This is a genomic window from Stenotrophomonas sp. NPDC047960 (assembly GCF_043204395.1).
GTDB lineage: Bacteria > Pseudomonadota > Gammaproteobacteria > Xanthomonadales > Xanthomonadaceae > Stenotrophomonas.
This window is the reverse complement of the sequence record NZ_JBIDBX010000002.1, coordinates 104,918-126,374: the sequence shown is the minus strand read 5'-3', so window position 1 is coordinate 126,374 and position 21,457 is coordinate 104,918. Positions and strand designations below refer to the sequence as shown.

Annotated in this window: 25 protein-coding genes and 1 other RNA gene; 9 read left to right on the top strand and 17 right to left on the bottom strand. The window is 67.4% G+C overall.

All coding sequences use genetic code 11. The features are described 5' to 3' along the window. Positions 1 to 61 precede the first annotated feature (61 nt). Positions 62 to 490 carry an azurin gene (gene azu / locus ACGFZ3_RS06215; protein ID WP_392918879.1) on the top strand — a complete coding sequence of 143 codons (429 nt, stop codon included), beginning with the start codon at positions 62 to 64 and terminating at the stop codon, positions 488 to 490. Between the two features lie 25 nt (positions 491 to 515). Here the strand turns inward: azu and hemL are convergent, their stop codons facing one another. Together hemL and thiE are read right to left on the bottom strand one after the other, a co-directional pair. Further along, entirely contained in the window at positions 516 to 1,805 is a 1,290-nt protein-coding gene (hemL, locus tag ACGFZ3_RS06210) for a glutamate-1-semialdehyde 2,1-aminomutase (protein ID WP_392917927.1), read from the bottom strand. Continuing rightward, positions 1,802 to 2,449: a thiamine phosphate synthase gene (thiE, locus tag ACGFZ3_RS06205; protein ID WP_392917925.1), complete on the bottom strand. Its 648-nt coding sequence runs from the start codon at positions 2,447 to 2,449 to the stop codon at positions 1,802 to 1,804. The genes hemL and thiE overlap by 4 nt, the downstream gene beginning before the upstream one ends. Before the next feature lie 72 nt (positions 2,450 to 2,521). Between thiE and ACGFZ3_RS06200 the strand changes: the two genes are divergently transcribed. Further along, positions 2,522 to 2,713 (top strand): rubredoxin, encoded by a 192-nt coding sequence (locus ACGFZ3_RS06200; protein ID WP_392917922.1) that lies wholly within the window; start codon positions 2,522 to 2,524, stop codon positions 2,711 to 2,713. 120 nt (positions 2,714 to 2,833) lie between these two features. Here the strand turns inward: ACGFZ3_RS06200 and ACGFZ3_RS06195 are convergent, their stop codons facing one another. The 8 genes from ACGFZ3_RS06195 to ACGFZ3_RS06160 all read right to left on the bottom strand — a co-directional run bounded on the left by ACGFZ3_RS06195 (position 2,834) and on the right by ACGFZ3_RS06160 (position 6,864). After that, the gene (locus ACGFZ3_RS06195) at positions 2,834 to 3,679 is read right to left on the bottom strand and encodes a SirB1 family protein (protein ID WP_392917919.1); all 846 of its coding nucleotides are present in this window, start codon (positions 3,677 to 3,679) and stop codon (positions 2,834 to 2,836) included. A gap of 88 nt (positions 3,680 to 3,767) precedes the next feature. After that, on the bottom strand, positions 3,768 to 4,214 hold the full coding sequence (locus ACGFZ3_RS06190) for a DUF192 domain-containing protein (RefSeq protein ID WP_392918876.1): 447 nt from the start codon (positions 4,212 to 4,214) through the stop codon (positions 3,768 to 3,770). 55 nt (positions 4,215 to 4,269) lie between these two features. Continuing rightward, positions 4,270 to 4,917, bottom strand: coding sequence for a ribose-5-phosphate isomerase RpiA (gene rpiA, locus ACGFZ3_RS06185; protein WP_392917916.1), 648 nt, complete (start codon positions 4,915 to 4,917; stop codon positions 4,270 to 4,272). A 25-nt stretch (positions 4,918 to 4,942) separates the two neighbouring features. Next, positions 4,943 to 5,419, bottom strand: a complete 477-nt coding sequence (locus ACGFZ3_RS06180) for an EVE domain-containing protein (RefSeq protein ID WP_068853897.1) — start codon at positions 5,417 to 5,419, stop codon at positions 4,943 to 4,945. An 8-nt stretch (positions 5,420 to 5,427) separates the two neighbouring features. Next, entirely contained in the window at positions 5,428 to 6,003 is a 576-nt protein-coding gene (locus tag ACGFZ3_RS06175) for a 5-formyltetrahydrofolate cyclo-ligase (protein ID WP_392917912.1), read from the bottom strand. 70 nt (positions 6,004 to 6,073) lie between these two features. After that, positions 6,074 to 6,258, bottom strand: a non-coding RNA gene (gene ssrS, locus ACGFZ3_RS06170) — 6S RNA. Between the two features lie 91 nt (positions 6,259 to 6,349). Next, on the bottom strand, positions 6,350 to 6,646 hold the full coding sequence (locus ACGFZ3_RS06165; RefSeq protein WP_392917909.1) for a cell division protein ZapA: 297 nt from the start codon (positions 6,644 to 6,646) through the stop codon (positions 6,350 to 6,352). Then, on the bottom strand, positions 6,643 to 6,864 hold the full coding sequence (locus ACGFZ3_RS06160) for a TIGR02449 family protein (RefSeq protein WP_068853894.1): 222 nt from the start codon (positions 6,862 to 6,864) through the stop codon (positions 6,643 to 6,645). The genes ACGFZ3_RS06165 and ACGFZ3_RS06160 overlap by 4 nt, the downstream gene beginning before the upstream one ends. A 129-nt stretch (positions 6,865 to 6,993) precedes the next feature. Between ACGFZ3_RS06160 and ACGFZ3_RS06155 the strand changes: the two genes are divergently transcribed. Together ACGFZ3_RS06155 and ACGFZ3_RS06150 are read left to right on the top strand one after the other, a co-directional pair. After that, entirely contained in the window at positions 6,994 to 7,542 is a 549-nt protein-coding gene (locus ACGFZ3_RS06155; protein ID WP_392917905.1) for a UPF0149 family protein, read from the top strand. A 7-nt stretch (positions 7,543 to 7,549) separates the two neighbouring features. Next, positions 7,550 to 8,878 (top strand): aminopeptidase P N-terminal domain-containing protein, encoded by a 1,329-nt coding sequence (locus ACGFZ3_RS06150; RefSeq protein WP_392918873.1) that lies wholly within the window; start codon positions 7,550 to 7,552, stop codon positions 8,876 to 8,878. Between the two features lie 427 nt (positions 8,879 to 9,305). Here ACGFZ3_RS06150 and pepQ read toward each other — a convergent pair whose 3' ends face one another. From pepQ to rph, 7 genes are all read right to left on the bottom strand, one after another. Continuing rightward, positions 9,306 to 10,631, bottom strand: coding sequence for a Xaa-Pro dipeptidase (gene pepQ, locus ACGFZ3_RS06145; protein ID WP_392917903.1), 1,326 nt, complete (start codon positions 10,629 to 10,631; stop codon positions 9,306 to 9,308). Positions 10,632 to 10,713: 82 nt separating this feature from the next. After that, complete coding sequence (locus tag ACGFZ3_RS06140; protein WP_392917900.1) at positions 10,714 to 11,061, bottom strand: PilZ domain-containing protein; 348 nt, start codon at positions 11,059 to 11,061, stop codon at positions 10,714 to 10,716. Further along, positions 11,058 to 13,523, bottom strand: coding sequence for a DUF1631 domain-containing protein (locus tag ACGFZ3_RS06135; RefSeq protein ID WP_392917897.1), 2,466 nt, complete (start codon positions 13,521 to 13,523; stop codon positions 11,058 to 11,060). Before ACGFZ3_RS06135 ends, ACGFZ3_RS06140 begins: the two co-directional genes overlap by 4 nt. Before the next feature lie 81 nt (positions 13,524 to 13,604). Further along, positions 13,605 to 14,810, bottom strand: a complete 1,206-nt coding sequence (gene hemW / locus ACGFZ3_RS06130) for a radical SAM family heme chaperone HemW (protein WP_392918871.1) — start codon at positions 14,808 to 14,810, stop codon at positions 13,605 to 13,607. 58 nt (positions 14,811 to 14,868) lie between these two features. Beyond that, positions 14,869 to 15,462 (bottom strand): RdgB/HAM1 family non-canonical purine NTP pyrophosphatase, encoded by a 594-nt coding sequence (gene rdgB / locus ACGFZ3_RS06125; RefSeq protein ID WP_392917894.1) that lies wholly within the window; start codon positions 15,460 to 15,462, stop codon positions 14,869 to 14,871. Further along, a complete protein-coding gene (locus ACGFZ3_RS06120) occupies positions 15,459 to 15,848 on the bottom strand; it encodes a VOC family protein (RefSeq protein ID WP_392917891.1) in 390 nt (129 codons plus the stop codon). Before ACGFZ3_RS06120 ends, rdgB begins: the two co-directional genes overlap by 4 nt. Next, a complete protein-coding gene (gene rph, locus ACGFZ3_RS06115) occupies positions 15,845 to 16,573 on the bottom strand; it encodes a ribonuclease PH (protein WP_392917889.1) in 729 nt (242 codons plus the stop codon). Before rph ends, ACGFZ3_RS06120 begins: the two co-directional genes overlap by 4 nt. 120 nt (positions 16,574 to 16,693) lie before the next feature. On the opposite strand from rph, the gene ACGFZ3_RS06110 reads away from it, so the two are divergent. From ACGFZ3_RS06110 to ACGFZ3_RS06090, 5 genes are all read left to right on the top strand, one after another. Next, a complete protein-coding gene (locus ACGFZ3_RS06110; protein WP_392917886.1) occupies positions 16,694 to 17,554 on the top strand; it encodes a YicC/YloC family endoribonuclease in 861 nt (286 codons plus the stop codon). Then, a complete protein-coding gene (gmk, locus tag ACGFZ3_RS06105) occupies positions 17,551 to 18,216 on the top strand; it encodes a guanylate kinase (protein WP_392917883.1) in 666 nt (221 codons plus the stop codon). Before ACGFZ3_RS06110 ends, gmk begins: the two co-directional genes overlap by 4 nt. Positions 18,217 to 18,327: 111 nt before the next feature. Next, the gene (gene rpoZ / locus ACGFZ3_RS06100; RefSeq protein WP_068853884.1) at positions 18,328 to 18,627 is read left to right on the top strand and encodes a DNA-directed RNA polymerase subunit omega; all 300 of its coding nucleotides are present in this window, start codon (positions 18,328 to 18,330) and stop codon (positions 18,625 to 18,627) included. Positions 18,628 to 18,799: 172 nt separating this feature from the next. Further along, the gene (locus tag ACGFZ3_RS06095) at positions 18,800 to 20,959 is read left to right on the top strand and encodes a RelA/SpoT family protein (protein WP_392917879.1); all 2,160 of its coding nucleotides are present in this window, start codon (positions 18,800 to 18,802) and stop codon (positions 20,957 to 20,959) included. Positions 20,960 to 21,065: 106 nt separating this feature from the next. After that, a complete protein-coding gene (locus ACGFZ3_RS06090) occupies positions 21,066 to 21,452 on the top strand; it encodes a RidA family protein (RefSeq protein ID WP_068853882.1) in 387 nt (128 codons plus the stop codon). The last annotated feature ends 5 nt before the right edge of the window (positions 21,453 to 21,457 follow it).

The window sequence follows — 21,457 nt, the reverse complement described above, 5'->3', positions numbered from 1 at the left end:
TCGAGCTGCCTAGAATTGCAGTGACTGAAGGATGGAGAACGCCGTGAAACTGTTTGTCCCCATGATCCTGGCAGGGTTGGTGTTGGCGCCCACCGCGCAGGCGCGCGTGTGTGCGGTCAGCATCGACAGCACCGACCAGATGAGCTTCAGCAGCAAGGAGATCAAGGTGGCCGGCGACTGCAGCCAGGTGAAGCTGACCCTGCGCCACACCGGCAAGCTGGCGGCCACGGCGATGGGGCACAACTGGGTGCTGACCAAGGCGGCCGATTACCAGCCGGTGGCGATGGCTGGGATGCGGATGACGCTGGCCGACAGCTACCTGCCGAAGAAGGATCCGCGCGTGCTGGCACATACGGCGGTGATCGGCGGCGGGCAGAGCACCAGCGTGACCTTCGCTACCACGGCATTGCGCAAGGGCGGGGACTACACCTTCTTCTGCTCGTTCCCCGGGCATTTCGCCATGATGAAAGGCCGGTTTGTGTTCGGCTGATGCCGAACACAAACCGGGCTGATACTTACCCCTTCGCGACCTTGAACGCTTCGCGCGCGGCATCGAGGGTCGCGTCGATGATGCTGTCATCGTGCGCGCTGGACAGGAACCCGGCTTCATACGCCGACGGTGCCAGGAACACGCCGCGCTCCAGCATCGCGTGGAAGAAGCGGTTGAATGCGGCGGTGTCACATGCAGTGGCCTGGGCGTAGGTTTCCACCTTCTGGTCGGTGAAGAACAGCCCGAACATTGCGCCCACCTGATTGGTGGTCACCGCCACGCCCGCCTCCGCCGCCGCAGCTTCCAACCCGGCGCACAGGCGCGCGCTGGCTGCCGACAGGCGCTCATGGAAGCCCGGTTCCTGCACCAGCTCCAGCATGGCCAGTCCAGCGGCCATGGCCACCGGGTTGCCGCTCAGCGTGCCGGCCTGGTAGATCGGGCCGGCCGGGGCGATCTGCGACATCAGCTCGCGGCGACCGCCATAGGCGCCCACCGGCATGCCGCCGCCGATGATCTTGCCGAAGGTGGTCAGGTCCGGGGTGATGCCGTAGTGCGCCTGCGCGCCGCCCAGCGCCACGCGGAAGCCGGTCATCACCTCATCGAAGATCAGCACCGTGCCGTACTGCGTGCACAGGGCGCGCAGGTGCTGCAGGTAGCCCTCGCGCGGCGGAATGCAGTTGGCGTTGCCCACCACCGGCTCGATGATCAGGCCGGCGATGTCCGCGCCCTGTTCGGCGAACAACGCGGTGGCCGCGTCGAAGTCGTTGTAGGGCAGGGTCAGGGTAAGTTCGCTCAGACCGGCCGGCACGCCCGGCGAGGTCGGCACGCCCAGGGTCAACATGCCGCTGCCGGCCTTGACCAGGAACGAATCGCCGTGGCCGTGGTAGCAGCCTTCGAACTTCACGATGCGGCTGCGGCCGGTGGCGCCGCGCGCCAGCCGGATTGCCGACAGCGTCGCTTCGGTACCCGAGTTGACCATGCGCACCATCTCGCACGACGGCACCAGTTTGGTCAGCGTTTCGGCCATGGTCACTTCGGCCGCGCAGGGGGCGCCGAACGACAGGCCGTTGTTGATCGCGTGCTTGACGGCCTGGCGCACCGCGCTGTGGTTGTGGCCGACGATCATCGGGCCCCAGGAGCCTACGTAGTCGATGTAGCGGTTGCCATCGACGTCGTACAGGTACGGGCCGTCGGCACGCTCGACGAAGAACGGCTCGCCGCCCACCGACTTGAACGCGCGCACCGGCGAATTGACGCCGCCCGGAAGCAGTTCCTGGGCGCGGGTGAACAGGGCGTGGGACTGGTCGTGCTTCATGCGGAAGGGTCCTGGAAACAAGCAAGGTAAGCGTGCAGGGTGGCGACCGGGTCGTTGGCGGCAAAGACGCTGCTGACCACGGCTACCAGATCGGCGCCGGCGGCGATGATCGGGCCCACATTGTCCGGCGTCAGCCCCCCGATCGCCACCCGCGGCACCCCGAGTGCGGCGCTTTGCCGCAGCAGGTCCGGGTGGGCCCGGCTTCGGGTGATCTTGGTAGTGGTGGGGAAGAAGGCGCCGAAGGCCACGTAGCTGGCCCCGGCGGCCACCGCCCGTTCGGCGTTGGCCAGCTGGTCGTAGCAGGAGGCGCCGATGATGGCGCCCGGGCCGAGCAGCGCGCGCGCGGCGCCGATGTCGCCATCGGAGCCGCCCAGGTGCACGCCGGCTGCACCGACCTCGTGGGCCAGCGCAGGGTCGTCGTTGATGATCAGCGGCACGCCGTGTGTGGCGCACAGGGCCTGCAGGGCCAGCGCCTGTTCACGGCGCAGCGCGTCGCTGGCGGTCTTGTTGCGGTATTGCAGCCAGGTCGGACCTGCGGCCAGCAGTGGCGCCACGCGGGCCAGCAGGCGGGCGGTATCCGACTCGTCGGGGGTGATCAGGTACACGCCGCGCGCGGGCGCGGCCGGGGAAGCAGGGAGCGTCATCAATGGCTACCGGTAGGGCGGCGGGAGTGGGACAATGGCCTATGACCGTACTGCCCAACGCCTGATTATCCGATGACCGACGCCACTGCCACCACCTTCCGCACCTGGATGTGCGTCGTCTGCGGCTTCATCTACAAGGAAGTCGAAGGCCTTCCTGAAGAGGGCATCGCCCCGGGCACCGCCTGGGAAGACGTGCCCGACACCTGGACCTGCCCGGACTGTGGCGTGACCAAGGACGATTTCGAGATGGTCGAGATCGACTGATCCACCAGACCTGCATAGCGCCCTCCGGATGAGGGTAGCCCCCTGAGTCAGGGGGCGGCCGCGAAGCGGCGGGGTATGGGTGCTGGTAAGAGAGGGGCCCGCGTGCGATGACGCATACCCTCAATGCAGGCGCGGCACGCGCCCGCCCATTTCCACCAGCTTCTCCCGCACCCACTGCGCATCATTGGCCTGGCCGTTGCGCTGCAGGTACAGCGCCAGGTCCTGGCGCGCGCCGGCCTGGTAATCCAGCTGCAGGTAAGCCAGCCCGCGGTCACGCAGGGCATCGTCCTGTTCCGGGGCCAGCTTCAGCAGGCGGTCGGCACTGCGCGCGGCGCGGTCCCACTCGCTGCGCTCCACGTATACGCCATGCAGGTTGCGCAGCATCCGCATCAGGATCGCCCGCGCCGGGGCCGCATCCAGGATCTGCGCCAGCACGTTGTCATCGGGCACTTCGCCGCCCAGGTGGGAGCGGGCGCGTTCGCGCAGCTCCTCCACGTCCAGCGGGCGTCCGCCGTTGAACGGGTCCATCACCAGCATCCCGTCATCCACCGGCAGTCGCACCAGGAAATGGCCGGGGAAGGACACGCCGTCCAGCGGGATGCCCAGCCGGCGCGCCACTTCCATCTGCACCATGGCCAATGAGATCGGGTTGCCCAAGCGGCGTTCGAACACCTGGTTGAGGTAGCTGTTGCGCGGGTCGTAATACTCGCCGTGGTCGCCGCCATAGCCCAGTTCATCGAACAGGTGGCGATTGACGGCCGCGATCTTGAGCGGCCACTGCTCAATGGTCTCCACTTCGGTGCGAAGGTGGTCGGCGTGGCTCTGCACCAGCGCGTCATAGACCTGCGGGTCCAGATCGGGGTATTCGTCGCGGGCGATCAGCAGGGCCGTAGGCAACAGCGGCAGCGCCTCGTCGTCCAGTTCGGCCAGGGAGTCCCACGCCGGCAATGTAATTGGCGCCTGCATGGACACAGCGTGGCGACAAACGCGGCCCGATTCAAGCAGGATCGCGTGAAAAAACCCGGTGCTGGCAGGGCATGCCTGCCAGCGCAGTTCAAGGCTTGTCGGCGATACCGGGGCCGAAGGTCAGCACCGCGCCATCCTGCAGGCCCAGCTTCTCGGCCTGGCCGGCATTGAGTTCCAGCACGTACCGGGCCGGGCCGCTGCTGGGATAGGGCGGACAGCGGTCGCCCGCCGAACACGGCGGCACATCACGCTGCTGGCTGACCAGCCGGCGCTGGTCGTCGAAATACAGGATGTCCAGCGCGATCCTGGTGTTCTTCATCCAGTACGCCTGCAGCTCCTGGCGGTCGTGCAGGAACAGCATGCCGTGGTCGGCGGGCATCTCGTCGCGGAACATGAGGCCACGTGCGCGGCTTTCATCATTGGTGGCCAGTTCCACCTGGTAGCGGGCGCCGCCCAGTTCTACCCAGTGGCTGGCACCGGCGCTGGCGCAGCCGGACAGGGTGAGCAGCAACAGCAGCGGCATCAGCAGGCGCATGAAGGGCATGGGCGGTCCTCGCAGGAGAGCGGCACTGGCGTGCCGTCGGGGGGTATCAGAACACCATCGGCGGTTCACCGCCAACAATGACCACATCGGCGCGGCGGCGCGCGAACAGGCCCACGGCAACCACGCCGGGCAGCTGGTTGAGCTCGCGCTCCAGCGCCACCGGGTCGGTGATCTGCAGGTGGTGGATGTCCAGGATCTGGTTGCCGTTGTCGGTCACCACGCCTTCGCGCCAGGCTGGCTGGCCGCCGGTCATGTCCATGATGCGCCGGGCGATCAGGCTGCGCGCCATCGGGATCACTTCCACCGGCAGCGGGAACCTGCCCAGCACCGGCACCTGCTTGCTCGGGTCGATGATGCACACGAAGCGCTCGCTGGCCTCGGCAATGATCTTCTCGCGGGTCAGCGCGGCGCCGCCGCCCTTGATCAGGCACTTGTTGCCGTCGCATTCGTCTGCGCCGTCCACGTACAGGGACAGGCCGCCGGTATGGTTGAGTTCGAGGACTTCGATGCCGTGCTGCCTGAGGCGCGCGGTGCTCTGCTCGGAGCTGGACACGGTGCCCTTGATGCGGTGCTGGATGCGGGCAAGGCCGTCGATGAAGTAGGCCACCGTAGAGCCGGTGCCGACCCCGACGATCATGCCGTCTTCGACGTATTCCAGGGCTTTTTCTGCGGCGAGGCGTTTGGCTTCGGACATGGCGGGAAACTCGTGAAGGAAAAGGTCAGTGTTTTTCGAGCGACAGCAGCAGCTTCCACTGCGCGGCGGTCACCGGCAGGATCGACAGGCGGTTGCCGCGTGCGATCAGGGGAAACCCTTCGCCCAGCGCGTCGGCATGCAGCTTGATCTCGTCCAGCGAAATGGTGTCGCGCAGTTTGCGCTCGAAGGCCACGTCCACCAGCAGCCAGCGTGGCGTTTCGCGGGTGGCCTTGGGATCGTAATAGTCCGATTTCGGATCGAACTGGGTGTCATCCGGGTACGCCTCGGTAGCGACCGTGGCAATGCCCACGATGCCCGGCACCTTGGTGTTGGAGTGGTAGAACAGGATGCCGTCGCCGACTTTCATGCCGTCGCGCATGAAGTTGCGCGCCTGGTAGTTGCGCACGCCATTCCAGGGTTCCTGGCCCACGCGCTTGAGGTCATCGATGGAAAAGGCGTCCGGTTCGGACTTCATCAGCCAGTAGCGCTTGCGTGCGGTCATGCGTCGTTCTATCGGGGAAGGTACGTGGTGGTGTCGGTACAGATCGCATCCACGCCGACGTCCCACGGCTGCACGGGCAGGTTGTCGACCTGCTGAACCGAAAAACCGACGCCGACCAGCCACGGCGGGGCCGGTCGCTGGTTGCGGAATGCGAAGCTGCGATCATACCAGCCGCCTCCCATGCCCAGTCGCCGGCACTGGGCGTCGAAGCCCACCAGCGGGGCCACCACCAACGCCATCTGTTCGGGCGCCAGGGTGTCGTCCACGGCCATGTCGGGTTCGGGAATGCCGAAGCGGTTGCTGGTCAGCGGCTGGCCCGGACGCCACGGCGCAAAGCGCAGCGTGTCGCCGGCCAGCACGGGCAGGCAGTAGGTGGCGGTGTCGGGCAGACGCATCTGCCAGCGGTGCAGTGCGATTTCGCCATCCAGTGCCCAGTATCCGGCCACATGGCCGTGGGTGGGAGCGAATGGCACGGCAAGCAGGGCATCGGCAAGCAGTTCGGCGGCGGCCAGGCGCTGCGCGGGGGGAATGTCTCGGCGGCGTTGGCGCAGCTGCTGGCGCAGTGCGGAGCGCGGGTCGGTCATGCCTGGGTCCGTTGGGGCCGGATAAAACAAGAGCGACGTTCCAGTGGAACGTCGCTCTTGCCGGAATACTGCATTCTCCGCGGTGACGATGCGTGCGAAACGACCTTGAACCCGGGGTTCAAGTGGGTACGCTGGGCCTCCATCGGGCTTCCCGCTACAAGGCGGACCTGCACTCCCGGCGACGTCGCGCACCCGTGGTCGTAATTAAGGGACAAGGCGAATGTTTGCACACGCCGTCGTTCACAGCAGAGAACGCACGGCCATTATAGCCAACCGCACCGGATCGGATACCCCGTTCGTCGGTTCAATTACGTGCCAATTCAGAACGGTGAACTGCGCGTGTGTGTCACGCGCCGTCGATGGCGCGGTCCAATCGCCTGTTCAGATCAGCCAGCGTCTGCTGCAGGGCCACGCCCTGGCGGGCATGGTCGTCGCGCAGCTGCTGCAGCTCGTGCGCCAGGTTCAGCGCGGCCAGCACCGCGACCCGGTCCACTGCGGCCATGCGGTTGCTGCCGCGGATCTCGCGCATCTTGGCGTCCAGCAGGCGCGCGGCGGCGGTGAGGCTTTCGCGCTCTTCGGCGCCGACGCCGACGGTGTATTCGCGGTCCAGGATGCGGACACTGACCGGTTCGGTCTGGCTCATGTGTGCTGCTCCAGGCTTTTGAGCCGGGTGATCATTGCTTCCACCCGCGAGCGCGCCTGCTCGTTCTTGGCCAGCAGCTGCGAGCGCTCGTTGACCAGCTGTTCCTGCTGGTGGCGCAGGCTGCGGTTTTCCTCGGCCAGCCGCTGGTTGCGGTCCAGCAACGCCTCCACCCGGGCGGCAAAGGCCTGCAATTGGGCGATGGCATCGGCGGGTTCCATGTCCGGCACGATAGGCAAGCGGGGTGGAGCCGGTCAAGCTAATAATGACAAGGGGCGGATTGATACACTGTGGCGCTGCCAACCCAGGGTTGCCGGCCGCGCCGCCGACCCACCTGATCGAGCCCCAAGATGACCGAACTTCCGAGTGTCAACGACGTAAACCAGGCCAGCCAGGCGGCGGGCCTGGGCGCTACTGCCGCGGAGCTCCACGGGGGCCTGTGCGGCTGGCTGTCGGCCGGTGGCGCGCCGGTGCCCGAATGGCCGGCCCGTGTGCTGGCCGACGACAACCTGCCGACCCCGACCGCAGGCGATGCGCTGGACCGGCTGCTCGGCGCCAGCGTGGCGCAGCTGGAGGACCGCGATTTCGCCTTCGAGCTGCTGCTCAGCGACAGCGATGACACCGCCGCGCAGGCCGATGCGCTGTTCACCTGGGCGCGTGCGTTCCTGGGGGGCTTTGGCCTGGGCGCGGGCCAGCAGCGTCCCAAGCTTTCAGAGGAAGGCGACGAGGCACTCAACGACCTGGCCAAGCTGGCCCAGGCCTCGAGCGAGGACTTTGAAAGTGGCAACGATGACGATGAGGACGCGCTTGCGGAAATCGAAGAGTTCATCCGCGTGGCAGTGCTGATCCTGCACGGCGACTGCGTGATGGCCGCGCGCCACCGGCAGCGCCTGAACTGAGATGGACATCCGCGAGTTGACCGGCATCACCGCGGCCGAATACGCGGGGCGCCGCCAGGCGCTGATGGACATGGCCGGCGATGACGCCATCCTGGTGCTGCCGGCCGCGTCCGAGCGGGTGCGCAGCCTGGATACGCATTATCCGTTCCGGCAGGACTCGGACTTCTGGTACCTGAGCGGCTTCCCGGAGCCGGATGCGGTGCTGGTGCTGATTCCCGGTCGCCGCCACGGCGAAGTGATCCTGTTCTGCCGCGAGCGCGATGCCGACCGCGAAGCCTGGGATGGAGCACGTGCCGGCCAGGAGGGCGCGGTGGCGCAGTACGGAATGGATGACGCGTACCCGATCGATGATCTGGACGACATCCTGCCGGGCCTGCTGGAAGGGCGCTCGCGGGTGTATTACCACTTCGGGCGCGACGCCGAGTTTGACCTGAAGCTGATCGGTTGGGTCAACCGGGTGCGTTCGCAGGTGCGGCATGGCGCGCAGCCGCCGCATGAATTCCTGGAACTGGGCCACCTGCTGCATGAGCAGCGCCTGTTCAAGTCCAGCGCGGAAATCGCCTTGATGCAGCGCGCGGCCGACATCACGGTGCAGGCGCACCGGGTCGCGATGCGCGTAGCGCGGCCGGGCATCCACGAGTACGAACTGCAGGCGGACCTGGAGCGCGAATTCCGCGCCAACGATGCGTGGGCGGCCTACGGCAGCATCGTGGGTACCGGCGCCAACGGGTGCATCCTGCATTACCGCGCCAACAACGCGCGCAGCCGCGATGGCGAGCTGGTGCTGATCGATGCCGGCGCCGAGTACCGCGGCTACGCCAGTGACATCACGCGTACGTTCCCCGTGAATGGTCGCTTCACCGCCGAGCAGCGCGCGCTGCACGACCTGGTCGGTGCGGCGCAGGCGGCAGCACTCGCGCAGGCCAAACCGGGCGTGCCCTACGAGGCGGGCCATCTTGCGGCGGTGCAGACGCTCACCGAAGGCCTGCTGCGGCTGGGCCTGCTCACCGGCACGCTGGAAGAGAACATTGCCGCTGGCCACTACCAGCGTTTCTATCGGCACAAGACCGGTCATTGGCTTGGCCTGGATGTGCACGACGTGGGCGACTACCGCCTGGCGGGCGATTCGCGGCTGCTGGAACCGGGCATGGTGTTCACCATCGAACCGGGCCTGTACATCAGCGCCGACGACCGCAGCGTGGAAGCGCGCTGGCGCGGCATCGGCATTCGTACCGAGGATGACGTGGTGATCACCGACAGCGGGCATCACGTGCTGACGGCTGGGTTGGCGCGAAGTGCCGATGAGATCGAGCAGGAAATGAACGCTGTTCGCTGAGTCAAAGGGAAGAGCAGCGTTTCAGTTGCTACGTGTTGGGGAGGCCGACGGGCAGCCCCTTACGGGACACGCCGTAGATACATCCTTGTAGGCTTGGCAAAAACACCCATGTTTTTGACAGTCCCTACAGGGGCTGCCCGCCGGCCTCCCCCGACAGATGGTGGCGTGCGGATGCAAACGGCGGACACGCATGGCGTGTCACTACGCGGTGACGCTGGTAGGTTCGGTTCCCGAACGAACGCACGGAACGCACCAGCGTCCGGTAACGCACGGAATTGAAACAGCGCCGCCGTTGATCTTCCCGTGGCCACCAACACACCGTCCACCCGCCGGCCCAGCTCAGGCCATGCGATGCGCACCGGCTGTTCGCCCAAATGCATGAAGCAGCCGGGCAAAGCCCGGCTGCAAGAGAAGGCGTCGATCAACGTTACGCCTTCGCGAACTCCGGTCGGGTCAGGTTCTCTGCATCGCCCTCGGTGCAAAGCACTTCATCTTCAATGCGGATGCCGCCGTAAGGCCGGAAGAAGTCCACGCGAGCCCAGTCGATGCTGTCGCCCTGGCCACGCTGCTTCACTTCGTCCAGCAGCATGTCGATGAAGTACACGCCCGGTTCGATGGTGACCACCATGCCCGGTTCCAGTGCGCGGGTCAGGCGCAGGTACGGGTGGCCCTGCGGGCGCTCGACGCGGCCGCCGCGGTCGCTGGCGGCAAAGCCGGCCACGTCGTGGACCTGCAGGCCGATCAGGTGGCCCAGGCCATGCGGGAAGAACGCGGCGCTGACGCCGGTGGCCAGCGCCGCTTCCGGCGAGACCTTCAGCACCCCGACGTCCTTCAGGATGCCCATCAGCGACAAATGCGCATCGATGTGCAGCTGCTTGTAGTCCACGCCTGCGCGCACGCCGGCACCCATCTTCTGCTGGGCCGCGTCCACCGCATCGATCATCGCCTGGAACTCGTCGTGGCCGGCGGCCGCATACGTGCGCGTGATATCGCTGGCATAGCCGTACGCGCTGGCGCCGGCGTCGATCAGGAAGCTGCGCAGCGGCTGCGGCGCGCTGCGGCCCAGGTCGGTGTAATGCAGCACCGCAGCGTGCTCGTTCAACCCGATGATGTTGCCGTAGGGCAGCTCGTTGGCATCCTGGCCGACCGCACGGCAGTAGGCCATGTGGATCTCGAATTCGCTGGCGCCGGCGCGGAACGCCGCCTCGGCCGCGCGGTGGCCGCGCACGCCCAGCTGCTGGGCCTGGCGCATCAGCGCGATTTCATAGGGGGTCTTGTACGCGCGGTGCCAGTCCAGGTAATGGATCACCGGTTCGGGGTTGTTCGGGGTGAACGCGCCCAGCGCGCTCTGCGGCTCGCCCAGGATCGCGCAGCGGGCCGCATCGCGCGGCAGCAGCGCCAGCGCCTCATCCGGCGTGCGGATGATCTCGATGTCGAAATGGTCCACCCACCAACCGTTCGGCGCATCGGGCACCACGTGCCAGTAATCGAAAGGCTGGTGGAAGATCACCTTCGGGCGCTGGCCCGGGGAGTACACCAGCCAGCTGTTGGGCACCTTGGTCAGCGGCAGCCAGGCCTTGAAGTTCGGGTTCACCGCATACGGGTAATCGCGGTCGTCGAAGGCCTGGTAGTGCAGCGTGCCGCTTGGAATCACCAGGTGGTCAAAGCCGCCGCGCGCCAGCGCCTGGTCGGCGCGTTGGCTCAACACGCGGACATGATCGGAATACAGGGCGGCGAGGTCGGGCTGGTTCATCGCGGAGGCTCACAAGGCAATGCGGAATGCAGCCCCTGATTCTGCCGCAATCAGCCCGCGCGCGCTGTGCCGGAACCGGCACTCACACCGCCGAAGATTCCTCGGCGATCCAGGCGCGCAGCTGGTCGCGGTGCTCGCGGCTGAGGGTCAGGAAGCGGAAGCCTGCCCAGGATTGGCCCGGAGCGTTGCTGTGTTCGTTCCACAGCAGGTGAGCGCCCACATCCACCTGCACCGGCTGGCCGTGGCTACCCTGGATGGCAAACCGGAACTGATACAGCGCGTCGGGCGTCATCGGCACCGAACAGATCATCAGCATGCCGGTCTCCGACACATTGCCCAGCCGGCCGATCACCGCCTCGGCCATCATGTCGGTCACCGGCACCTGGTCGGCTACCTCGCGGCGGGGGGCTCGGCGGGTGTCGTCGTTCATTGTCCAGTCTCCGCAGTGGCCGGGGTGCCGGCCAGCGAGCGCAGGGTGCGCAGGGTGGCCTGCCAGGCGCGGTCGATCAGGCGACTCTTGTCCTCGTTGACCAGGCGCGCCTGGCCATGCGCCATCAGCCGGGCCAGACTGTCCAGTGAATGCTCGGCCACCTTCTGCCCGCGCGGATTGACGAACAGCGCATTGTCGGTGATCAGGCTGTACCAGGACAGCCGTTGGCGGCGCATGTCGCCCTGCTGGTTGGTGGTGAATTCGAACCACGTGCCGAAGGGCAGGGTGCGCAGCTGGCGGTACCAGTCTTCCTCGGCCGGGCTGCGCGCCAGCGGCGCCTCGCGCCGTGCTTCGCTGCCTTCGGCCTGCTCGCCCAGCCGGGTGCGGGCACGGATGCGTGCGGTCAGTTCGGTACGCGAGCTGCCGTCGTCTTCGCCGCCCGGGGTCGACAGGCGCCGCGCGATCGCCGCTGCTTCGTCCTGGTGGTAGCCGACCTGAAGCAGCGCCGCTTCAACCTGCTCGCCCAGCTGGGTGTCGCTGTCGGCGCTGCCGGGCGGCTGGCAGGTGACCTCGGCGATGCGTGCGGTTTCCTGCTCACGCGCCTGCCATTGTTCGGAGCCTTCGCCGCTGCGCAGCAGCGTCAGGGTCAGCACGTCCGACCAGGCCTGCTTGAGCAGCGACTGCACGAACCGCGGCGGGGCGGCCTGCGCGCACAGCTGTTCGATGCTGGCGCCGGCCTGCTGCTTGGCGGATTCCAAGCGTTCCTTGCCGCGCGCCGCTTCCACGTGGCGGCGCTCGGCCAGCTCGGCTTTGTGCGCCAGCGCGCGGAAGTGCTGCTGGATTTCGTCGTTGGCCGTTTCGAAGACTGCCGCATCGCCCTCGTAGTCGGCGACCACCTTGTCCACGGCGCGGTCCAGCTTCTGCACCAGCTGGGGGTCGACATCTTCCTCGCCCAGCCAGTTGGCGCCGGCTTCGGCCACCGCGTTGAGCAGCTCGCGGGCCGGGTGCTGGTCGCGCACGAAGAAGGCCGGGTCGGACAGCGCCGCGCGCGCCACCGGCACCTGCAGGCGGGTGAGCAGGTCCACGGCGGCCGCGTCGGGGCGGACCTCGCGGTGGATCTGCCCGTACAGCATGTCAAGCAGGTCGAAGGTGTCGGTGTCCTTGACGGTCAGTGAGGCCTGCGGGCCGTGGTCGGCACGCATCTGGGCAAGCAGGGCGTTGTGCAGGTCGGCCATGGTCCGGCGCACGCCGGCTGACTGCGCCTGCAGCTTGGCCAACGTGGCGTGCAGGTTGCCGCTGGAGATCGCGACCGGTTCCGGGCGCTCACCTGCGCCTGCATCGGACGGGAGCGACGCCCCGGCCGCGGCCTGTGCCTCCGCGCCACCCGCGCCAGCCCCGACGGGGGTGCCGTGCTGGGCCGGTGCCAGCGGGATGCCGTGGCCCAGACCTGCCGCCCCCTGGGCATGGCGGGCGACGTCCAGCAGGTGGTGCAGGGCCGATGACGCCGGCGCGCTCAGGTCGACCGGGGCAGCGTCGGCGGGCGATCCAGTGGCGGTCGACGGCGGGCCGGCGGCGGGGGCCGGAGCCGCGGCCGGGCCGATCGCTTCGCTGGTCATCGCCGCCCAGCTGCCGCTGCTGGCCGAGCCACTCCACCCGGTAAGCGGACGTCCGCCCGCTGCGCCGGGTTCGCGCGCGGGCGCCGTGCCGGCGCTGCGCCCGGGACCGGTGACGATCCGCCGGGTGGTGGCCGAACGCGCCAGGTACGGGGTGTACACCAGCCCGGGCAGGACGCCCTCATGGGTCAACAGCACGTTGGCGCGTTCCAGCAGCTCACCCAGGCGCTCCAGCAGCTGGCGGTCGAACACGCGGAACAGCGCCAGCTGGGTTTCCAGGCCCAACGCGAATTCCTCACCCAGCTCACGGGTGATCCGACACAGCACGTAGGGCCCGAACGGCAGGTCCTCCGCATCGAACGCCGGGCCGGCGGCAAGCACGCCGAAGCGCTGCCCCAGCAACTGCAGCGCACTGGCCGAACGCTGCGCCTCACGCCGGGTGATGTCGGCAAGCACGATGTCGCGGTCGATATCGGTGTCGGTCACCAGGGTCAGCGTGGTGGCCGAGACCGGCGCGCCGGGGGCGGGCACGTGGCGCACCCGTGGCTCGCGCAGGTTGGACAGGGCCGTGGCCAGCGCATCCAGGAAGCGGGGCGCGAACTGCGCGTTGATGTCGTGCAGGCGCCGTGCCTGGGCGTAGATGTCGGCCTGGATCTGGCTGTTGCGCGCGCGCTCGGCGTCGCGCAACAGTTCGCGCTCGAGCTCCACGATGGTCAGCTTGAGCGGGGTGCTGAGGGTCTGCACGGCCAGTGCATGCAGCACCGCCAGCAGGCGGCGCACGCGCGGCGGCGCATTGACGCTGGCGAACCGGGTCAGATCGGGTGGCGATGAAGGTGCGGACGCAGACATCCGTTGTAGGTTCCGGCTCCCCTGAGAGCACAGAATCTAACGTTTTCCCGGGGTCCCCGCCAGAAGGGATCTCCCGACCCCTCAGCCCAGGAACAACTCCACTACGTCGTTGGTGAAGCGCCGCCCCAGCTCGGTGGGCTGGACATGATCGCCCTGCACCACCATCCATCCGTTGGCGAGGGCCGTCTGCAGCGGCGCGGCGATGGTTGCCCGGTCCAGCCCGGTCCGCGACTCGAAATCCTTGTAGCGGAAGCCCTCATGCAGGCGCAGCAGGTTGAGCATGTATTCGAACGGCAGGCGGTCGGCGCCGATCACCTCGTCGCCGCCGATCGACGCAGCCGTACCGGCGGTGTCCATGAACGTCTGCGGGTGCTTGTGCTTCCAGCGGCGAAGCACGTGCTGCCCGGCACCGGAGCTGATCTTGCCGTGGGCGCCCGCGCCGATGCCGAGGTAATCGCCGAAGCGCCAGTAGTTCAGGTTGTGCTGGCTCTGCCGACCGGGCCGCGCGTAGGCGCTCACCTCATACTGCGCATACCCGGCATCGGCCAGCAGGCGCTGGCAGTGCTCCTGCATGTCCCACGCCGAATCGTCGTCGGGAATGCCCTGCGGCGGCCGCGCGAAGAACACCGTGTTCGGCTCCAGGGTGAGCTGGTAGTGCGAAAGGTGGGTGGGCTGCAGCGCGAAGGCGCGCTCCAGGTCATGCTCAGCCTGGGCAAGGGTCTGCTGCGGCAGCGCGTACATCAGGTCGATGTTGAAGTTGTCGTAGCCTGCGTCCTGGGCCAGCTTCACCGCGCGCTCGGCTTCCCCGCTGTCGTGGATGCGGCCCAGCCGTTGCAGCGCTTCATCGTTGAAGGTCTGGATGCCGAAGCTGATCCGGTTCACCCCGGACGCGCGGTAGCGGTCGAACCGGCCATGCTCGGCCGTGCCCGGATTGGTTTCCAGGGTCACTTCCAGGTTGGGCGCGAAGCGCAGCCGTGCCGAGGCTGCCTGCAGAAAGCGGTCGATCGCCTCCGGCGGAAACAGGCTGGGGGTGCCGCCCCCGAAGAACACGCTGTTCACCACCCGGCCCCAGACCAGCGGCAGGTCCTGGTCGAGGTCGCGGATCAGCGCATCGATGTAGGCGTCGAACGGCAGCTCGCCCTTGGCCTGGTGCGAGTTGAAATCGCAGTACGGGCATTTGCGCACGCACCAGGGCAGGTGCACGTACAGCGACAGCGGCGGCGGCACCAGCGACACAGCGTGGTCGTGGTTGCAGCTTCCGCCGGGCAAACATTCGTGGTCTGACATCGTGCTCATCGGTAGCGCCGGCCGTTGGCCGGCCCTCGGGAGATCATCAATAGTCGAATCAGGTCAACGCCGACAATTTCTGCTTCAGCACCTGCAGCGCCTTGCCGCGGTGGCTCATCGCGTTCTTTACGTCCGGTGCCATTTCCGCAGCGGTCTGGCCCAACACCGTATCCAGGAACAGCGGGTTGTAGCCGAAGCCATGGCTGCCGCGCAGCTCATCCAGGATCTCGCCTTCCCAGCTGCCTTCGCAGATCAGCGGCTGCGGGTCGTTGGCGTGGCGCAGCAGCACGATCACCGCGTAAAAGCGCGCGGTGCGCCGCTCGACCGGTACATCGCGCATTGCTTCCAGCAGCTTGGCGTTGTTGGCCGCGTCGTCGGTCGGGCTGCCCGCATAGCGCGCGCTGTAGAGACCCGGCGCGCCGTCCAGCGCATCCACGATCAGACCCGAATCGTCTGCCAGTGCAGGCAGGCCGGTGCTGGCGCTGGCATGGCGGGCCTTGATCAGCGCGTTCTCGACGAAGGTCAGGCCGGTTTCCGGCACATCGCTCACGCCCAGCTCGCCCTGCGCGACGATCTCCAATGGCAGGCCGGCCAGCATGGCCTGCAGTTCCTTCAGCTTGCCGGCGTTGCCGCTGGCCAGTACCAGTTTCATTGCTTGGGCTCCAGCAGGTCCCACGTGTTGCCGTACAGGTCGCGGAACACCGCAACCGTGGCGTAGGGCTCTTCGCGCGGGGCTTCAAGGAATTCCACGCCGCGCGCGGTCATGTCGGCATGGTCGCGGTGGAAATCGTCGGTGTTGAGGAAGAAACCGACCCGGCCACCGGTCTGGTTGCCGACCCGGCTCTGCTGGTCTTCGTTGCTGGCGCGGGCCAGCAGCAGCGCGGCTGCGCTGCCGTCGGTCGGGCCGACCACCACCCAGCGCTTGCTGCCCTGGTCGATGTCATCGATCAGCTGGAAGCCGAGCTTGCCCGTGTACCAGGCGATCGCCTCGTCGTAATCGGCCACCACAAGGGTCACCAGGGCAAGGCGCCGGTTCACGCTTGCGCCAGCGCGGCCTGCTGGGCCGCGAACAGGTCGGTGATGCCCTTTTCGGCCAGGGCCAGCAGTGCGTCCAGTTCCTCGCGGCGGAACGCGTGGCCTTCGGCGGTGCCCTGCAACTCGATGAAGCCGCCGCCGTCGTTCATCACCACGTTCATGTCGGTGTCGCAGTCGCTGTCTTCGGCGTAATCCAGGTCGAGCACCGGGGTACCGCGGTAGATGCCCACCGACACTGCGGCAACGGCGCCGAAGATCGGGTTGCGCTTGATGTCGCCGCGCTTGATCAGGAAGTTCACTGCGTCCACCAGCGCCACGTAGGCGCCGGTGATGGCGGCGGTGCGGGTGCCGCCATCGGCCTGCAGCACGTCGCAGTCCAGAGTGATGGTGCGTTCGCCCAATGCGCCCCGATCAATACAGGCGCGCAGGGTGCGGCCGATCAGGCGCTGGATCTCCAGGGTGCGGCCGCCCTGCTTGCCGCGTGCCGCTTCGCGGTCGTTGCGGGTGTGGGTGGAGCGCGGCAGCATGCCGTATTCGGCGGTGACCCAGCCTTCGCCCTTGCCACGCAGGAAGCCCGGCACGCGGTTCTCCACGCTGGCGGTGCACAGCACGCGGGTTTCACCGAAGCTGACCAGCGCCGAGCCTTCGGCATGGCGGGTGAAGGCGCGTTCGATGCGCACTTCGCGCAACTGGTCGGCCTGGCGGCCGCTGGGACGGGAATCGGACATGGATGGCTTCCGGTAAGACGAGGGATGCGGGACCGCGCCCGGACCGGTGACCGGCAGGCGAGGAGGCTCCAAAGGAACCGCTAGGGTACCATTTGCACTTTGAGAGCACCGGAAACCCGCATGATTCGAAGCATGACCGCCTATGCCGGCGGCGAGCGCGCCACACCCTGGGGCACGCTGGCCTGTGAGCTGCGCTCGGTCAACCACCGGTTCCTGGAGGTGGGCGTGCGCCTGCCCGAGGAGCTGCGTGCGCTTGAACCGCAACTGCGGGAGCGTGTCGCCAACCGCTGCAGCCGCGGCAAGATCGATCTGGTCATGCGGCTGCGCGCGCCGGAGGTCACCGGGGCATTGGTGGTCAACGATGCGCTGCTTGCCCAGCTCGGCGAGCTGGCCAGCCGGCTGGCGCCGGGCTTCCCCAGCCTGCAGGTGAGCTTCACCGAACTGCTGCAGGTGCCGGGCGTGATGCAGGGAGAGGCGGTCGACGCTGCCGCGCTGCAGGCCGAGGCCCTGGCCCTGTTGGAGGAGAGCCTGGACGGGTTCGTTGCCGCGCGCGAGCGTGAGGGCGACAAGCTGGCCACGGCGATCCAGGAGCGGGTCGATGGCGTGGAGCGCATCGCCACCGAGGTCACCACGCTGATTCCGCTGATCCGCGATGGCCAGCGCGCCAAGCTCTCGGCCCGGCTGGCCGACCTGCCGCACCCGGTCGATCCTGGCCGCGCCGAGCAGGAACTGGTGCTGTGGCTGCAGAAGCTGGACGTGGACGAGGAACTGGACCGCCTGCGCAGTCACATCGTGGAAATCCGCCGCGTGCTCGGGCAGCGCGAGCCGGTTGGCCGCCGCCTTGATTTCCTCCTGCAGGAGTTCAACCGCGAAGCCAACACGCTGGGCTCCAAGTCGGTGGACAGCCGCACCTCCAATGCCGCCGTCGAGCTGAAGGTGCTGATCGACCAGATCCGCGAACAGGTGCAGAACATCGAATGAGCAGCCAGCCCCTCCAGAGCCCGGAACCGGCCCGCGGCACGCTGTACATCGTGGCCGCCCCGTCCGGGGCCGGCAAAAGCAGCATCGTCAACGCCACCCTGGCGCGCGACCCGCAGATCGCCCTGTCGATCTCGTTCACCTCCCGTGCCATGCGCCCGGGTGAGGTGAACGGCCAGCACTATCACTTCGTCAGCGCCCCGGAGTTCGAGCGGATGATCGCTGCCGGCGACTTCTTCGAACATGCCTGGGTGCATGGCGACTGGAAGGGCACCGCCCGCCAGTCAGTCGAGCCGCAGCTGTCGGCCGGCCAGGACGTGCTGCTGGAGATCGACTGGCAGGGGGCCCAGCAGGTCCGCCAACTGGTACCCGGCACGGTCACGGTGTTCATCCTGCCGCCGTCGAAGCAGGCACTGCAGGACCGCATGCGCAAACGCGGGCAGGACAGCGAGGCGGTGATCGCCCAGCGCCTGGCCGCCGCGCGCGAGGAAATGCTGCACTTCAACGACTTCGACTACGTCATCGTCAACGAGGTGTTCGAGACTGCCGTGGACGAGCTGTGCGCCATCTTCACGGCCAGCCGTCTGCGCCGGGAGGCCCAGAAGGTCCGCCACGCGGGCCTGATCCAGGCTTTGTTGACCCAGGATGCAACCGCAACTGACTGATTCACAAGGGGTGGGTGCCCGGTCGGCTTGATTTTTTCCAGGCCCGGCCGGTACAATCCGTCCCCTTTCCCTCATTCGATGAGCAGCCCCCGCCGGCTGCCGGGAGCCCGCATGGCCCGCATCACCGTAGAAGATTGTCTGGAAGTCGTCGATAACCGTTTCGAGCTGGTCATGATGGCGTCCAAGCGCGCCCGTCAGCTGGCCAATGGCGTCCAGGCCACCCTGGACAACAGCGAAACCGAAGACAAGCCGACCGTGCTGGCGCTGCGCGAAATTGCCGCCCGCAAGATCGACAACGCCCTGATCGACGAAGTCGAGAAGGCCGAACGCGAGCGCGCCGAGCGTGAAGCGCTGGAATGGGCCGCTGCCGAAGTCGTCGCCGACGAAGACATGTCCAAGAACGACGACTGATCGCACCCGATCATCCGTTGTTGCCACAGACAGCCCGCCATGTGCGGGCTGTCTGCTTTTCGGTGGGTGGGTCGCAAGCATCGCTCGGTCACGACGTCGGTCGTGACGCATTTGACGGTTGGCAGCACGCAATAGTTTGCCGTTATCCCGTCGCTGGAATAGTCTTCCAGCCATGAACCCAGGCCCCTCTGCCAAGGTCGCCGCGTCTCCCGGCGCGGCCGTACCCGACTATGTCCTCCAGCTGGAACGCGCAGCGCATTACCTGCCGCCCGAGCAGTTGCCACTGCTGCGTCGCGCCTGGGAAGTAGGGGCGTCCGCGCATGCCGGGCAGACCCGTAAATCCGGTGAGCCGTACATCACCCACCCGGTGGCGGTGGCGCAGGTGCTGGCCGAGCTGGGCCTGGACGTGGAAGCGCTGATTGCCGCGATCCTGCACGACACCATCGAAGATACCCCGCTGACCCGCGAAGAGCTGGCCGCCGAGTTCGGCGAAGCCGTGGCCGAGCTGGTCGACGGGGTCACCAAGCTGGACAAGCTGAAGTTCCGCGACCGCCAGGAAGCGGCCGCCGAGAGCTTCCGCAAGATGCTGCTGGCAATGTCGCGCGACCTGCGCGTGATCATGATCAAGCTGGCCGACCGCCTGCACAACATGCGCACGCTGGGCGCGCAGAGCACCGAGGCGCGTGGCCGCATCGCCCGCGAAACCCTGGAGATCTACGCCCCGATCGCGCAGCGGCTGGGCATGAGCCTGGTCAAGAGCGAGCTGCAGAACCTGGGGTTCAAGGCGCTGTATCCCTGGCGCCACGCGATCCTGGAAAAGCACATCCGCAGCCAGCCGGTAGTGCGCCGCGAGGCGATGGCACAGGTGGAAGTGCAGCTGTCGCAGCGGCTGGCCAAGGAAGGGCTGGAACACCGCCTGGTCAGCCGGATCAAGACCCCGTGGAGCATCTACAACAAGATGCGCGACGAGAACAAATCCTTCGACCAGGTCATGGACGTGTTCGGCTTCCGCCTGGTCGTGCGCAGCGTGCCCAACTGTTATCACGCGCTGGGCTCGGTGCATGCCACCTTCAAGCCGCTGGATGGGCGCTTCCGCGATTTCATCGCCATTCCCAAGGCCAACGGCTACCAGTCGCTGCACACGGTGCTGTTCGGACCGTACGGCTCGCCGATCGAAGTGCAGATCCGGACCGAGGAAATGGACCTGATCGCCGAGCGCGGCGTGGCCGCGCACTGGACCTACAAGTTCGGTGGCGACACTCCCAACAGCGCGCAGAGCCGTGCCCATGCCTGGATCGTGGAGCTGATCGATTCCCAGCGCGCGGCCGGCTCGTCGCTTGAGTTCCTCGACAACGTCAAGGTGGACCTGTTCCCGGACGAGGTCTACCTGTTCACGCCCAAGGGCAAGATCCTGGCCCTGCCGCGCAACTCCACCGCGCTGGACTTCGCCTACGCGGTGCACACCGACGTGGGCAACATGGCGGTCGCCTCGCGCGTGGACAAGAAACTGGTGCCGCTGCGCACAAAACTGGTCAGCGGGCAGACCGTGGAGGTCATTACCGCGCGTTCGGCCACGCCCAAGCCGCAGTGGCTCGAATTCGTGGTCAGCTCCAAGGCGCGCACCGCGATCCGCCACCAGCTCAAGCAGCTTGAACATGAAGATGCCGTGCAGCTGGGCCACCGCATGCTCGACCGCGCGCTGGAAGCGATGGACAGTTCGCTGGAGCGGCTGCCGAAGGGACGCCTGGATGCGTTCCTGGCCGAACACCGCTATCCGCGCCTGGAGGCCCTGCTGGCCGAAGTGGCCTTGGGCAACTGGATGCCGAACCAGGCCGCGCAGGCGCTGATGGCGTATGCCGAGCTGCGCGGCGGTGCGCATTCCAGGCGCTCGCAGGAAAAAATCCTGATCAACGGCAGCGAACGTGGCGTGGTCAGTTTCGCCAATTGCTGCCAGCCGATTCCCGGCGACGAGATCATGGGTTACCACACCGCCGGCAAGGGCATCGTGGTACACCGCCTGGACTGCCCGAACCTGGCCGAGCTGCGCAAGTCACCCGAGCGCTGGGTGCCGATTGGCTGGGATACCACCGTCTCCGGCGATTACGACACCGCGCTGGTGGTGGAAGTGGAGAACGGCACCGGCGTGCTGGCCCAGCTGGCCGCCGCCATCGCCCAGAGCCACTCCAACATCGAGCGGGTGGACTACCTGGACCGCGACTTCAACGCCGCCGTACTCGCCTTCAACATCCAGGTCCGCGACCGCAACCACCTGGCTGAAGTGATGCGCCGGCTGCGGCGTTTGTCGGTCGTCCAGTCTGTACGCAGGCAATAACGCCGGACACGTGGAGCCACGCCCTGCGTGGCGGGCCGCGCAAAGCGCGGCAATGATCGAAACCGATACAATGGCCCCACCATTGTTCGACATAACGAGGCACTCCATGTCCCGCCAGATCATCAACACCGAAAACGCACCGGCCGCGATCGGTCCGTATTCGCAGGCCGTGCGTGCCGGCAACACCGTGTACTTCTCGGGCCAGATTCCGCTGGATCCGGCCACCGGCGACATCGTCGGCGCCGGTGATGTCGAAGCCCAGGCGCGACGCGCCTTCGACAACCTCAAGGCCGTGGCCGAAGCGGCCGGCGGCTCGCTGGACAAGGTGGTCCGCCTGGGCCTGTACCTGACCGACCTGGCCGAATTCGCCAAGGTCAACGCGGTCATGCAGGACTACTTCCAGGCGCCGTTCCCGGCCCGCTCCACCATCGAAGTGTCCGGCCTGCCCAAGGGCGCCAACTTCGAGGTTGATGCGGTGATGGTCATCGACTGACCGTC

Coding starts and splice junctions, on each gene's coding strand:
- azu (WP_392918879.1), top strand. CDS start 62: ATGATCCTGGCAGGGTTGGTGTTGGCGCCCACCGCGCAGGCGCGCGTG.
- hemL (WP_392917927.1), bottom strand. CDS start 1,805: ATGAAGCACGACCAGTCCCACGCCCTGTTCACCCGCGCCCAGGAACTG.
- thiE (WP_392917925.1), bottom strand. CDS start 2,449: ATGACGCTCCCTGCTTCCCCGGCCGCGCCCGCGCGCGGCGTGTACCTG.
- ACGFZ3_RS06200 (WP_392917922.1), top strand. CDS start 2,522: ATGACCGACGCCACTGCCACCACCTTCCGCACCTGGATGTGCGTCGTC.
- ACGFZ3_RS06195 (WP_392917919.1), bottom strand. CDS start 3,679: ATGCAGGCGCCAATTACATTGCCGGCGTGGGACTCCCTGGCCGAACTG.
- ACGFZ3_RS06190 (WP_392918876.1), bottom strand. CDS start 4,214: ATGCGCCTGCTGATGCCGCTGCTGTTGCTGCTCACCCTGTCCGGCTGC.
- rpiA (WP_392917916.1), bottom strand. CDS start 4,917: ATGTCCGAAGCCAAACGCCTCGCCGCAGAAAAAGCCCTGGAATACGTC.
- ACGFZ3_RS06180 (WP_068853897.1), bottom strand. CDS start 5,419: ATGACCGCACGCAAGCGCTACTGGCTGATGAAGTCCGAACCGGACGCC.
- ACGFZ3_RS06175 (WP_392917912.1), bottom strand. CDS start 6,003: ATGACCGACCCGCGCTCCGCACTGCGCCAGCAGCTGCGCCAACGCCGC.
- ACGFZ3_RS06165 (WP_392917909.1), bottom strand. CDS start 6,646: ATGAGCCAGACCGAACCGGTCAGTGTCCGCATCCTGGACCGCGAATAC.
- ACGFZ3_RS06160 (WP_068853894.1), bottom strand. CDS start 6,864: ATGGAACCCGCCGATGCCATCGCCCAATTGCAGGCCTTTGCCGCCCGG.
- ACGFZ3_RS06155 (WP_392917905.1), top strand. CDS start 6,994: ATGACCGAACTTCCGAGTGTCAACGACGTAAACCAGGCCAGCCAGGCG.
- pepQ (WP_392917903.1), bottom strand. CDS start 10,631: ATGAACCAGCCCGACCTCGCCGCCCTGTATTCCGATCATGTCCGCGTG.
- ACGFZ3_RS06140 (WP_392917900.1), bottom strand. CDS start 11,061: ATGAACGACGACACCCGCCGAGCCCCCCGCCGCGAGGTAGCCGACCAG.
- ACGFZ3_RS06135 (WP_392917897.1), bottom strand. CDS start 13,523: ATGTCTGCGTCCGCACCTTCATCGCCACCCGATCTGACCCGGTTCGCC.
- hemW (WP_392918871.1), bottom strand. CDS start 14,810: ATGTCAGACCACGAATGTTTGCCCGGCGGAAGCTGCAACCACGACCAC.
- rdgB (WP_392917894.1), bottom strand. CDS start 15,462: ATGAAACTGGTACTGGCCAGCGGCAACGCCGGCAAGCTGAAGGAACTG.
- rph (WP_392917889.1), bottom strand. CDS start 16,573: ATGTCCGATTCCCGTCCCAGCGGCCGCCAGGCCGACCAGTTGCGCGAA.
- ACGFZ3_RS06110 (WP_392917886.1), top strand. CDS start 16,694: ATGATTCGAAGCATGACCGCCTATGCCGGCGGCGAGCGCGCCACACCC.
- gmk (WP_392917883.1), top strand. CDS start 17,551: ATGAGCAGCCAGCCCCTCCAGAGCCCGGAACCGGCCCGCGGCACGCTG.
- rpoZ (WP_068853884.1), top strand. CDS start 18,328: ATGGCCCGCATCACCGTAGAAGATTGTCTGGAAGTCGTCGATAACCGT.
- ACGFZ3_RS06095 (WP_392917879.1), top strand. CDS start 18,800: ATGAACCCAGGCCCCTCTGCCAAGGTCGCCGCGTCTCCCGGCGCGGCC.
- ACGFZ3_RS06090 (WP_068853882.1), top strand. CDS start 21,066: ATGTCCCGCCAGATCATCAACACCGAAAACGCACCGGCCGCGATCGGT.